This window comes from Sphingobacterium sp. MAE (assembly GCF_056711605.1).
The window spans coordinates 620,511-633,959 of the sequence record NZ_CM160044.1 but is presented as its reverse complement, the minus strand read 5'-3'; the positions used below and the strand labels follow the sequence as shown (position 1 = coordinate 633,959).

The following is a 13,449-nucleotide window of genomic DNA, read 5'->3' as shown; positions in this document are numbered from 1 at the left end:
TTATTGTAAAAATATTTAAGCTAAAAGGATTTATTAAGCAAAAAAAATACTATATTTCGCCCCTAAATAAGACCAAACTAATTACTTATGATTCGATTGAATTACAATAAAATTTTACTAAGTATTCTTGCATTCACACCATTAGGTTTAGCAGCACAACAAAATTTGACACCATTTGTCAATCCTTTCATCGGTTCCGAAGATCATGGACATGTCTTTGTAGGCGCTAATGTACCGCTAGGAGCAGTACAATTAGGTCCCTCGCAAATAGCACAGACATGGGATCAATTTAATGGCTGGGACTGGTGCAGTGGTTATAATTACAAAAGTAAAGAAATATTAGGCTTTACCCATACCCACCTTAGCGGAACTGGAATTGGAGATCTCAATGACATTATGATTGTACCCGCTACAGGCAAGGTACAATTGCAACAAGCCGAATTCAACAAAATGAATACAGGATACGGTTCGAGCTTCAAAAAAGAAAATGAAATTGCGCAACCTGGATTTTACAGTGTGCTATTAGACGATTACCAAGTACAAGCAAATTTGACAGCTACAGAGCGCGTAGGTTATCATCAATACGTATACAATAAATCGGACAATGCCCACTTATTCATTGATCTTTCTTTTAGGATGAACTGGGACAAAACAACCGATTCTTATATCAAGCAGATCAATGATAGTACGTTTGTTGGTTATCGATTTTCTTCAGGATGGGCAAGTGATCAAAAAGTTTATTTTGCCTTAAAAACATCTGTACCTATTCAAAAGGTACAATTTTACGATGATAAAGATCAAAAATTTGGTACTTCAACAGTAAAAGGTCAAGCAATAAAAGCTGCCCTATTTTTTGATGCAATTAAAAATAAAACCATTGAAATTAAAGTTGGTATCTCAGCTGTCAGTACGACAAACGCTTTAGAAAACATACAGGTTGAAACTCCAACATGGGATTTCGCCCAAGTAAAAAAACAAGCAAACGACAAATGGAACAGCACTCTGAATAAAATTCAATTTGAAGGAGATGCGGACACAAAGACCATTTTTTATACCGCCTTGTACCATACTTATTTTGCACCAACAATCTTTAACGACGTCAATGGTGATTATTTAGGGACAGACAAACAAGTTTACGAAAAACAAGACTTTACCAATCATACCGTATTTTCATTATGGGATACCTACCGTGCATTACATCCATTGATGAATTTGCTAGAAGACCGTAAAATCAATCAAGATTTTATCAAAACGATGCTTGCCATCTATCAGCAACAAGGGAAATTACCGGTTTGGCATTTACAAGGTAATGAAACGAACACCATGGTAGGTCTACCAGCGATACCAGTAGTAGCAGATGCAGTCATAAAAGGTATCTTGGATGAAAAAGACTATGAATTGGCTTGGGAAGCAGTAAAAACAACAGCCATGGGCTATGAAAATGGCTTAAAGTATGTACGCGATCTCAAATACATTCCCATCGACAGCATGGATCATGAGTCAGTAGCTTGGGCATTAGAATATGCAATTGCAGATTATAGTGCATTCAAAATGGCAGAAAAATTAGGAAAAAAAGAAGATGCCATTTACTTTGAGAAAAGATATAAACTTTATGAACAATACTTCGATAAAGAAGTCGGACACTTTGTAGGTAGAAAAGTAAACGGTGAATTTAGACGACCATTCAATCCATTAATGGCAAAACATCGTGAAAATGACTACTGTGAAGGAAATGCATGGCAATATACTTGGTTGGTACCGCAAGATGTTAAAGGATTGATCAATCTTTTTGGAGGAGATAAAAACTTTTTAAAGAAATTAGACGAATTTACAACGATGTCATCTGAGTTAGGTGAAGAAGCATCCAATGATATTACAGGTTTGATTGGTCAATATGCACAAGGTAACGAACCGAATCACCATGTACCATATCTATATGCATATGCAGGAGAAGCATGGAAAGGCTCAGCACTTGTGCGCAAAGCAATGATGGAGTTCTACACAAGCAAACCGAATGGTTTATGTGGAAATGACGACGCCGGACAGATGAGTGCATGGTACGTGTTTTCAGCAATGGGGATGTATCCTCTAAATCCGATCAGTGGAGTGTATGTATTCGGTTCACCAATGATGGAAAAAGCAACCATTACACTTCCTAATGCAAAACAATTAACCATAAAAGTTAAAAATCAAGCCAAGAAAAATAGTTACATCAAAAGTATCAAACGTGATGGAGTAGCCTACTCAAAATCGTTTATCACATATGACGAAATACTAAAAGGTGGAAACATTGAAATCGAAATGAGCAGCACTCCAAATAAAAATTGGGGAAAAGCACCACAAGATAGACCCATTGCCGTAGACAATTAGACTGCAAGTCTGTCAGGCAACTATTTATGGAATAGCTTTTGATAATAATCAACAAAAGGAGATTAAAAATGTCAGAATTAAACAACAACATCAATATCCAAGATATTGAAGACGGAAATAATCAGCAAGATTTCTATACAAATTTCAAGGAAAAATTGATTGCTGTAGAACAGTTTCCATCCTTGTATAAATTCAAATTCATTGTTAAAGCCGATTTGGAGAAAATAGAGCAGGTAAAACAGGTATTTACACATGCGAGCACCAAATACGCTGAAAAAGAATCATCAGGTGGTAAATATAAATCCATCACTGTAGAGACTTTTGTGAATAATGCCGATGAAGTAATTGATTATTACAAAGAAGTATCAAAAATAGAATCCGTTATCATGTTATAACAAAACGAAAACAGGCTGTCAATTAGACAGCCTGTTTTTGTTAAAAACAAAAAAGCTCACTTTTCAGTGAGCTTTTGTATATGATTAAGTTTTTTTAAAAACTTATGCTTGTGGTGCATCAGTTTTTGGAGCATCTGTAGCAGGTTTATCTTCACGAGGAGGACGAGGCAACAAAGCTTTACGAGAAAGTTTCAATTTACCTTGTTTGTCGATATCCAACAATTTAACCGTTACTTGATCACCTTCTTTGAATATACCATCCATGGTCTCAAAACGTTTCCAATCAATCTCAGAGATGTGTAATAAACCATCTTTTCCTGGCATGATTTCAACGAAAGCACCAAAAGGCATAATAGACTTCACCTTACCTTCGTAAGTAGCACCAACTTCAGGTTTAGCCGCAATATTCTTAATACGTGTACTTGCATCATCAATCGCAGCTTTATTATCCGCAAAAATCTGCACGATACCTTTACCATCCACCTCTTCTATCGAAATAGTCGCGCCAGTTTCACGTTGCATTTCTTGGATAATTTTACCTCCAGGGCCGATGATAGCACCAATAAATTCTTTATCAATGATAATCTGAACGATACGAGGAGCATGAGGTTTGTAATCTTCACGAGGTTCAGCAATCGTTTTCTTCATCTCACCTAAGATATGAAGACGAGCCTCTTTCGCTTGATCCAAAGCCTGCGTTAACACTTCCCATTTCAAACCGTTGATCTTTAAGTCCATTTGACAAGCTACGATACCTTTTTCAGTACCTGTTACCTTAAAGTCCATATCTCCTAAGTGATCTTCATCACCTAAAATATCCGAAAGAATAGCATACTTACCTGTTTTCTCATCCGAGATTAATCCCATAGCAATACCAGAAACCGGTGCTTTCAATTTAACACCTGCGTCTAACAAAGCCAAAGTACCAGCACAAACAGTTGCCATCGAAGAAGAACCATTAGATTCTAAGATATCAGAAACAACGCGGATCGTATAAGGGTTTTCAGCTACCGGAGGCAGTACCTGTCTCAATGAACGTAATGCTAAATTACCGTGACCTACTTCACGACGACCAGGACCTCTATTAGGTCTAGCCTCACCTGTAGAGAATGCCGGGAAATTGTAGTGAAGGATAAATTTGTTATAACCGTTGATGAATGCACCATCGATCATTTGCTCTGCATCTTTAGCACCTAAAGTAACAGAAGTCAATGATTGCGTTTCACCACGTGTAAATACAGCAGAACCGTGAGCTGCAGGTAAATAATTTACTTCTGACCAGATAGGACGTACAGTACGTACATCGCGACCATCAAGACGTTTTCCTTCATCCAATACTAAATTACGAACAGCATCGTATTGTACATCGTGAAAATATTTTTTGAATAAAAATTTCGTATCCTCATCCAATTCTTCAGGAAGTGTCGCTCTAAATTCTTCAGCAATCTTTGCGAAAGCTTCAGTACGATCATGTTTAGCAGATGCCGAAGCAGCAACAGCATAAACCTTATCGTAAGTAGCGCTGAAAATTTCAGCTCTCAATGTTTCATTTGTCGGTTCGTGGTTGTACTCACGTTTTACATGCTTACCGACCAAGTTTGCTAATTCAACTTGAGCAGCAACTTGTTTTTTTATTGCCTCATGAGCAAAAGCAATAGCTTCTACCATTTCAGCCTCAGAGATTTCACTACATTCACCTTCAACCATACCAATATCTTGAGCAGAACCAGCAACAATAAATTCTAAAGTTGCTCTTTCTAATTCAGACATTTTTGGATTGATCACCAATTGACCATCGATTTTCGCAACGCGAACTTCAGAAATAGGACCATTGAAAGGAATATCAGAAACTGCAATCGCAGCAGAGGCAGCTAAACCAGCCAATGCATCTGGCATAATATCTTTATCAGCAGAGATCAAAGAGATCATTACTTGCGTATCTGCGTGATAGTTTTCAGGGAATAATGGACGTAAAGCTCTGTCGACTAAACGAGAGATTAAGATCTCGTAATCTGACAAACGTGCCTCACGACGTAAAAAGCCACCAGGAATACGACCTGTAGCCGCGTATTTCTCTTGGTAGTCAACAGATAAAGGCAAAAAGTCAACCCCAGATTTCGCTTCCTTAGCAGAAACTACTGTCGCAAGAAGCATCGTGTCACCTTGTTTTAATACTACTGCACCATCAGCCTGTTTAGCCAATTTACCAGTAGAAAGCTCGATCTGGGAGCCATTGCCCATATCAATTACTGTTTTGATTTCGTTATAACTCATTCGTTGTTATTTGCGATACGCTTTTCATCTTTTGGCAGCGTACCTAATATATAAAAATATTTAATTTCTCCGCAAAGATAAGGTAAAATATTCATAATCAAACTCAGATCAGTTGCTTTTCTATGCAATTATAATTGATCAATAACAGCAAAGATCTCCTGTTATCCTAGTGTAGAAAATCTACATTAAAAAAACAAATATATCAAAAATCGGAATTTAGAAAAAAAAGAGCAAAAAAAAGCCGTCTCCAAAGAAGACGGCTTTTCTAAAGTTTTATACTAAAAGCTTATTTGATGATATCACGTAGACCTAGACCTTTGATGATCGCACGGTAACGGTTGATGTCAGTTTTGTACAGGTAAGCTAATAATGAACGACGTTTACCTACTAACATTTGTAGTGCACGTTGTGTGTTAAAATCTTTTCTGTTTTTTTTCAAATGCTCAGTTAGGTGAGCAATTCTCTTAGTGAATAAAGCTACTTGTCCTTCTGTAGAACCTGTGTTCGTTGCCGAACCTGCAAATTCTGCGAAGATATCTGCTTTGTACTCTTTACTTAAATACATCTCTGAAATAATATTAAAGCGTTAAAAATTTTTGTTAATTGACTGCAAAGGTAGTACTTAAACTTTACTTTGCAAATTAAATGCAGATTAAAAATCAAGTAGCCCTTCAGAATAGATGACGCAGATTTGCTAAATTTAGCTCAAAGTATCCTTAAATCCTATGATTCAAAGGCAATCATAAACCGCAGTATAACCATTAAACCTTAACGTATATTTTCTTTTTGTCCAAATAGTAACAGATCACCCACATAAAAGCAAGAAAACATAAAGAATAAAAAAATGACCCCACTTCAGGAGGTCCTGGCAATGGTTTACAAATATGAGTATAAAACCATGTAAAACCACTCGTATATACCTGCGTTCCATCCTCACCAACGCCATTTGGAATGCGGATGAGTCCAACCAAACGAGGTAGTACACCACTCAAAACAAATATGAAGAGCGGGTTTTTACCAAAAACATCAAAAAACTTGGTTAAACCATTTTTCACTCCTTGCACCTCAATAAACCAAATCATCCCTCCTATCGTCATGATACCTAGCCCTGTAGTATATAGTACATACGAGCTTGTCCATATTTTTTTATTGATCGGAAATCCTAATGACCAGATCCACGCCAAGACAACCAATATAAAACCAGTAACAAATAAACCCGAAAGCAATTTAAAATGAGGCTCATTACTCGTAGGAACTTTAGACCATAACCAATCCACCTGTCCCTGCTTTTTAATAAATGTACCAGCCAAATAACCAAATACCACTTGCACAATCGCTGGCAAAGTACTCATCAGCCCCTCCGGATCAAAAGGCACACCCTCCCCTTTATAGATATGTGCGATTCCCAATAATTTGATATCAATAGAAGTTCCAAACCAGCCCGCTAAACTATAAGGATCACCAGGCTGTCCTGCAAAAGCACAGATAGCCCAATAAGACAATAAGATAATTGTTGAAATCCAGATCAACGCTTTCTCTTTAAAATAATAAGCTAATATAGAAGCAAAACAATACGCCAAAGCAATGCGTTGCAAAACCCCAAAAATTCGAATTCCTTTTTCTGGATTTTCCGGATTGACCCAATGCTTAAACCCCAGTGTATCCCCACTCCATTGAATAAAAGGAGCCCAGTTCAAAAATAAACCAATGGCAAATATTAAAATAGTTCTTTTGATTACCTTTTTCCAAAACATAGCATCACCAGCCTCCTGAAGACGAGGGATGACAAAAGACATCGCATTACCGACAGCAAATAAGAAAAAAGGAAAAACCAAATCAGTAGGTGTACAACCGTGCCAGCTGGCATGTTGTAAAGGAGCGAACATATGTGCCCATGTTCCGGGATTGTTGACCATAATCATCAGAGCAACTGTCGCTCCTCGAAATACATCAAGTGAATAATAACGTTGTTTCATAATCTAGATTGTTTAAGCCAAAGATATTCTTTTTAGAACAGAAAAAAAGCCTCGTTTTACTTTGTAAATATTAAAAATTGAGGCATATTGATTGGTAAGACCAAAATAGTTGGTAAGATCTCATAAACACCATCCAAATTGCTTTATTAAGATTTACATTCATTAGAAACTTTTGAAAATTATGGAAACAAAAAAGATTTTTACCATCATAAAAATAAATAAGGGTAGTATACTTATTAAAAATAATTATAAAGTCTTGGCTTTTTGAAAAAATTTTTATTTCTTTACTAATTCAAAATAATCACACGAGTATATAAAGATAATGAATAGTCAAATTTTAAAAGCACTTTACTTCCATCAAACACAATCGATTGCACAACTAAGTAAAACTTTTAATAAAAGCATACCACTTGTTACTAAAGGCATAAATAGCCTATTGGACATGAATTTGATAGAAGAGAGTGGTTTTGCAGTATCTACAGGTGGAAGACGTGCTATTCAATTTAAACTTAACAATAACCTTTCGCATCACGTGTTGATTATCGCTCTTGATCAATTCTACACATCCATTTATATATTCAATCTCGAAAACAACGTTATTGCACAGATCACAGATCAGTATAACCCATTATCTCGCCACACAATCGCTTTACAAAATATCATTGAACATACGGAGAAATTGATCACCAAATCTCAAATTCCATTAGATGATTTCATCGCAATGGGTATCAGTATGCCTGGATTTGTAGATAATGAGAAAGGGATAAATGACTCATACGATAAGAACTGTAATCTTCATCATATAAAAAAACATATTGAAGAGCATTTTAAGATTCCTACCATGATTGAAAATGACTCCACCTGCATTGCATTTGCAGAACATATGTTTGGTGCTGCTAAAGATATGAAAAGCGCATTAGTGATTAATTTAAATTGGGGAGTAGGATTAGGTATGATCGTAAATGGGCACCTATTTAAAGGATCCAGTGGTTATGCTGGGGAATTCAGCCATATCCCCCTTAGCAATAGTAACGCACTTTGCTCATGTGGAAAAAAAGGCTGTTTAGAAGTCGAGGCATCACTCACCGCAGCAGTAAAACATGTAGAAATCGCCTTAGATTCGGGAGAAAAATCAAGTTTAGAAACCGAAAAATATCAAGACTTATTAGCAAAGGGGGATGCTTTGTTAGAAAATGCCATTCAAGGCGATCAATTGGCTATCGCAAGCCTTGGAAAAATTGGTTATATGCTAGGAAAGGGCATCGCCACTTTAATTCATATACTCAATCCCGAAGCAATTATTATCAGTGGAAGGGGCGCTAAGGCAGGTCACATCCTTATGCCACAAATTCAGACAGCAATTAATGAATTTTGCATTCCTCGTTTGGCCAGTACCGCACAATTAAAAATATCCGAAACAAATAAACATGCCCAAAGCTTAGGCACCGCGGCATTTATCATAGAAAACACATTACAAACCCTTATAAAAACAGACTAAATTAAAATTATCAACAGATTCGTATGAGTTATTTTTACAAAAAAAGTGCGGGACTAGCATTATGCACCTTATTTAGTGCAACATCCTTATTCGCACAACAAACCATTACAGGAAAGGTCATCGATGCTAAAGGAGCTCTCTCCGGTGTAACAGTTTCAGTCATCGGAACATCTCGCGCTGCACAAACTAATACCAATGGAACTTTCACAATTCAAGCCTCACAAGGTGAAACTTTACGATTTACGATTATTGGATACAAAGCATCAGAAATTATTGTTGGCTCAACTAAAACGATTAATGTTACGTTAAATGAAGATGCTTCAGCATTAGAAGAAGTCGTGGTGACAGCAATGGGGATTAAAAGAGATGCCAAAGCTTTAGGATATGCTTCCACTACCATCGGTTCCAAAGAACTAACACAAGCTGGAACAACCAATATCGGTTCGGCACTATACGGTAAAGCACCAGGTGTACAAATCAACTCTGCACCTGGAGGAGCGTCAAGCGCTGTTAACATACAGATACGCGGTATCAACTCACTTGCAAATAACAGACAGCCTTTATATGTTGTAGATGGAGTCATGATCAGAAATGATCAACAAGCTGGTTCAAAAGGTTTAAACAATACTGGAGGTATAACAGATCCAGGATCACAAGCCATCTGGGGAGATAATCGTATACGTGGGAATGGGATGTTAGACTTAAATCCTAACGATATCGAGTCCATGACGATTTTAAAAGGAGCTAGTGCAACAGCACTTTATGGTTCCGATGCCGCGAGCGGTGTAATTGTAATCACAACAAAAAAAGGAATCAAAGGTAAAGGACTTGGTATCGACTTTAACTATACTGGTTCTATTGAAACAGCAGCTTTCCTACCGCGACTACAATATGAATACGGTCCAGGATATGATGCAGCTACAAATGTGCAAGCAGGAGGAACTGAAGAAGGTTGGATGACAAATGCACTATTTCCTGGAGATAGACTATTAAATTATAATGCTTGGGGACAATTTGGACCAAAATATGACGGACAAGATGTACGATGGTGGGATGGTTCTTTAAGAAAATATTCAGCCAACAAAGGTAATTATGGAGATATATTTGACACTGGACACAATAATAATTTCAATTTAAGCCTTTCCAATCAATCTGAGAAAATCAATTATAGACTATCTGCTTCCAATATGGACTACAAGGCAATTGTTCCTGGAAGCAAAATGAATAAAAGTACCTTCAACTTAAACAGCACGATAAAACTTGCCGATCGCGTAGATTTAGATGTAGTAGCATCCTATATCAGCACGGTTACTAAAAACAGACCCGGTCTAATGGGTGATGTATTAGCCTCATATGGTGGTTTTTTCAGTGGCGCAGAAGATGTCGAAAAAATGAAGAATCAATTGTATCAAACTTCTGATGGCTTCCGGTACAATCCATTTGGATCAAATAGACCAGAATCTTTCCCAGTCAATTATCGAGGTGTGAATTTACTTAACTATTTCTGGCAGCAAAAAAGAAATATTTATGAAGAAAAAGAAAATCGATTCTTAGGAAGCACAACATTAAATTGGGGTATATTAGACAAACTCAAATTTAGAGGTCGTCTGGGAACAGATTTTACAGGATTAAATATCGAAAATAAAGAGCATAACGAATATGCTGTACAGTACAATGCGACAAATAGTACAGGTAAATTTGAAGTTTCTAAAGGAATATATAAAATCATCTACGGAGACGCCTTACTAACCTATGCAGATAAAATTTCAGATGATTTTGATTTTAGTGTGAGCGGAGGTTTTCAGTCACGTATGGAAAATTATGATGATCAGATGTCTAGAACAGAAGGAGGACTTGTATCCGCCAACTGGTTCAGTCTAAATAATACATTTGGTCAAGCAGTAACAACACACGTGAGAAAAGAGCTGGTCAAATATGCATACTTTGGATTACTGAATCTTTCTTATAAAAACTACCTATTCTTAGAAGGTACAGGACGTAAAGAATATTCATCGACCTTACCATCAAAAAATAACCCATATCACTACGGGTCAGTAAACACAAGTTTCGTCTTTTCAGAAGCATTTGACCTGCCAGATTTCTTTAACTACGGAAAAATTAGGGCATCTTATGGAGTTGTAGGTAACGACGCACCTATCTATGCCTCTAATTTAGCATTTAAACAAACTTCATTAATCACCGTAAATGGACCTGTGCCAGCATTGGCTCCAAATTCTTCTTATGGAAATGAAGACTTAAGACCTGAGAAAAAAACGGAAAAAGAAATCGGTTTAGATTTAAAATTCTTTAAGAGCAGACTTGGTTTAGACATCAGCTATTATGCAAATGCTATCGATGATCAGATCATGCCATTATCAACGGCTTACACCACTGGAGCTTCCACACAATTCCTCAATGTGGGTAAGATATCCAATAAAGGTTGGGAAGTTGCATTAAGTGGTACTCCTATCAGAAATGATAATTTCTCTTGGAACACAAGATTAAATTTCTCAAACAACAAATCAAAATTAGACAGACTTATTGATCAAGTACCAAAACTAGTTTTCTACGATGCAGATCAAAGTTCTATCCGTATGGAAGCGAGACCAGGTGAAACCTTAGGAAACATTTACGTTTTTCCTCGTGCGACAAATGAAAAAGGTGAGTTACTAATATCTGATGATGGAAATTATGTAATTGACAAATCAACCTATGTAAAAGCAGGAAACATCATGCCAAAAGCAATTGGTGGTTTGACCAATACATTTAACTACAAAAGTTTCAGCTTAGATTTTACAGCTGACTATAGATTTGGTGGTCAAATGATCTCAACACCACATAAATATGCATATGGAGCCGGAAGATTAGAGAGCACATTGGAATATCGTGAATCGGGTATTACATTAGACGGAGTCAATGTCAACACAGGAGCAAAAAATGAAGTCAAGCTTTCTGGAGCAGAATATTACATGAATAACTTTTATTGGGGAAACAATGCTTGGAATGAAAAAGCAGCAGTACTTGACAATAATTTCATCAAATTAAGAGAAGTGGTCATCGGATATAATATACCGGAATCAGTAACTCAAAAATTGAAATTAAATAGTTTACGCGTGTCTCTGATCGGTCGAAATCTATTCTACTTTTACAGATCTATCAAAGACATAGATCCAGAAGCACCTGTTGGAAACTACTGGTATTCACAAGGCATTGATATCGGTTCAAATGCAGCTACTAGAAGTTTCGGTTTCTCTTTAAATGCTAAATTTTAATACAAAAAGAAATGAAAAAAATTAATCATATCCTGTTATTTGCAAGTCTTCTATTAACCTTATTCAGTTTTCAATCTTGTAAAACCGAATTAGAAGACCGATACACGGATCCCGAACAAACGACAGAACCAAATATTGCTGCTTTTTTAACGCAGATTTTAAATAACTCCCGTCTCAGATCAGAATACTGGCACTACCGTACCTTTATTTTCACGCACCATGCAAGATATACACAAACAGCATATTTTGAAAATGAGAATACCATGTATCAGCAAAGTGATTCTTATACAAATGATTATTGGAGAGATTTCTATGCCCCTGGAATGATAGGTGTCTACCGAGCTATGGAAAGATCATACAATGGATTAACAGCTGAAGAGAAAGTTAGCCGTGATTTATTTATGAACGCAGCTAAGGTCGTATTATACGATCAAGCATCAAAACTGGTTGATAATTTTGGTGACATTCCATTTTCAGAGGCAGGAAGCTTGCCTCTTACAGATGTCATTAAACTTGGTAAATTTGACGATCAAAAAGAATTATACAATACTTTTTTAAATGGATTAAAAGAAGTCAATACCTATTTCAAAACTGCAACAAGCACAAATGAATTTAATCGTGCAGATATTTTAAACTCCGGAAATCTGATTAAATGGCGTAAGTATACAAATTCATTGCGTTTACGTTTATTAATGCGAATTTCAAATGTAGATGAAAATAGAGCAAAAACAGAAATTATGGAAATACTCAATAATCCCAATGAGTATCCTATAGTTGATGGATCCAATAACGGCGAGTACAATGCTGGATCTGATGATATTTTATTACAACCTCTTACCACATATACCTCAAGTCTAATAGACGCGGTGAGAGAATTACCAAGTCACTATGCACCAGACTATATGTTAAATACAGTCTTAAAAACAGCAGATGATCCGAGAATGGAAGTATTATTTGATAAGTTTGGAGAAACAGTACAAGGTAAATTTGTTGCTAACAAAACATTCCAAGCAATGCCTATTACTTTTACTGCAGCTCAAGCAAATGCACAGTACACGAAATATGCGGTGGTTGATTCTGCTACAGCGTGGATAAACTCAAAATTACCAGGAGTTTTGATGACTGCTTCTGAAACCAATTTAATCAAAGCAGAAGCACAGGAAAGATGGGGTACAGATGTTGCTGCAAAAACAGCTTATGAAACAGCAGTAAAACAATCAATATCATTCTATTATTACTTAAATGCAAACAGCTCCCATCAAGTGAAGCTGACTAAACCAAGCAGCGAAGTAATAAATAAATTGATTACAGAATCAAATATTGCATTTTCAGGTGATAAAATCACGAAATTAAAGCTTATTGGTACACAAAAATGGTTGCATTTTGGATGGTTACAAGCAGAACAGGCGTGGTCAGAATACCGTAGAACAGGATACCCTACTCTACCCGCATTCCCAGCCTCGACCTTAAATGGTTTACAAGCTCCACCAGTAAGACTCACGTATCCTTCATCAGAAATGACCAACAATTCAGAAAACTATCAAGCAGTGCGTGCAAAAGATACGCGCGATACCAAGATTTTCTGGGATGTAAACTAATACCTAATATTCAAAAACAGCTCATAAAGAAAGCCACTTAAAGTGGCTTTCTTTATGAGCATTTTA

The 13,449-nt window shown here is 36.6% G+C and carries 8 protein-coding genes; 5 read left to right on the top strand and 3 right to left on the bottom strand.

Annotated elements, in window-relative coordinates; all coding sequences use genetic code 11:
* Positions 1-87: 87 nt before the first annotated feature.
* Together AC06G9_RS02700 and AC06G9_RS02695 are read left to right on the top strand one after the other, a co-directional pair.
* Positions 88-2,370 carry a GH92 family glycosyl hydrolase gene (locus AC06G9_RS02700; protein WP_094771761.1) on the top strand — a complete coding sequence of 761 codons (2,283 nt, stop codon included), beginning with the start codon at positions 88-90 and terminating at the stop codon, positions 2,368-2,370.
* 68 nt (positions 2,371-2,438) lie between these two features.
* Entirely contained in the window at positions 2,439-2,765 is a 327-nt protein-coding gene (locus AC06G9_RS02695; protein WP_021190954.1) for a DUF493 domain-containing protein, read from the top strand.
* Between the two features lie 102 nt (positions 2,766-2,867).
* Here AC06G9_RS02695 and pnp read toward each other — a convergent pair whose 3' ends face one another.
* The 3 genes from pnp to AC06G9_RS02680 form a co-directional block, all read right to left on the bottom strand.
* Positions 2,868-5,039, bottom strand: coding sequence for a polyribonucleotide nucleotidyltransferase (gene pnp / locus AC06G9_RS02690; protein ID WP_045755169.1), 2,172 nt, complete (start codon positions 5,037-5,039; stop codon positions 2,868-2,870).
* A 286-nt stretch (positions 5,040-5,325) separates the two neighbouring features.
* Entirely contained in the window at positions 5,326-5,604 is a 279-nt protein-coding gene (gene rpsO / locus AC06G9_RS02685) for a 30S ribosomal protein S15 (protein ID WP_021191167.1), read from the bottom strand.
* 196 nt (positions 5,605-5,800) lie between these two features.
* Positions 5,801-7,015 (bottom strand): acyltransferase family protein, encoded by a 1,215-nt coding sequence (locus tag AC06G9_RS02680; RefSeq protein WP_480957482.1) that lies wholly within the window; start codon positions 7,013-7,015, stop codon positions 5,801-5,803.
* 322 nt (positions 7,016-7,337) lie between these two features.
* Between AC06G9_RS02680 and AC06G9_RS02675 the strand changes: the two genes are divergently transcribed.
* From AC06G9_RS02675 to AC06G9_RS02665, 3 genes are read left to right on the top strand one after another with little or no spacing between them, the layout of a single operon-like run.
* A complete protein-coding gene (locus tag AC06G9_RS02675) occupies positions 7,338-8,513 on the top strand; it encodes an ROK family protein (protein WP_447766571.1) in 1,176 nt (391 codons plus the stop codon).
* Between the two features lie 23 nt (positions 8,514-8,536).
* A complete protein-coding gene (locus tag AC06G9_RS02670; protein ID WP_447766570.1) occupies positions 8,537-11,785 on the top strand; it encodes a SusC/RagA family TonB-linked outer membrane protein in 3,249 nt (1,082 codons plus the stop codon).
* A gap of 11 nt (positions 11,786-11,796) precedes the next feature.
* Complete coding sequence (locus AC06G9_RS02665) at positions 11,797-13,383, top strand: SusD/RagB family nutrient-binding outer membrane lipoprotein (RefSeq protein ID WP_480957481.1); 1,587 nt, start codon at positions 11,797-11,799, stop codon at positions 13,381-13,383.
* The last annotated feature ends 66 nt before the right edge of the window (positions 13,384-13,449 follow it).

What these genes read in the sequence shown, in the direction of transcription:
- AC06G9_RS02665 (WP_480957481.1), top strand. Translation starts at nt 11,797, where the DNA reads ATGAAAAAAATTAATCATATCCTGTTATTTGCAAGTCTTCTATTAACC.
- rpsO (WP_021191167.1), bottom strand. Translation starts at nt 5,604, where the DNA reads ATGTATTTAAGTAAAGAGTACAAAGCAGATATCTTCGCAGAATTTGCA.
- AC06G9_RS02695 (WP_021190954.1), top strand. Translation starts at nt 2,439, where the DNA reads ATGTCAGAATTAAACAACAACATCAATATCCAAGATATTGAAGACGGA.
- AC06G9_RS02670 (WP_447766570.1), top strand. Translation starts at nt 8,537, where the DNA reads ATGAGTTATTTTTACAAAAAAAGTGCGGGACTAGCATTATGCACCTTA.
- AC06G9_RS02675 (WP_447766571.1), top strand. Translation starts at nt 7,338, where the DNA reads ATGAATAGTCAAATTTTAAAAGCACTTTACTTCCATCAAACACAATCG.
- AC06G9_RS02680 (WP_480957482.1), bottom strand. Translation starts at nt 7,015, where the DNA reads ATGAAACAACGTTATTATTCACTTGATGTATTTCGAGGAGCGACAGTT.
- pnp (WP_045755169.1), bottom strand. Translation starts at nt 5,039, where the DNA reads ATGAGTTATAACGAAATCAAAACAGTAATTGATATGGGCAATGGCTCC.
- AC06G9_RS02700 (WP_094771761.1), top strand. Translation starts at nt 88, where the DNA reads ATGATTCGATTGAATTACAATAAAATTTTACTAAGTATTCTTGCATTC.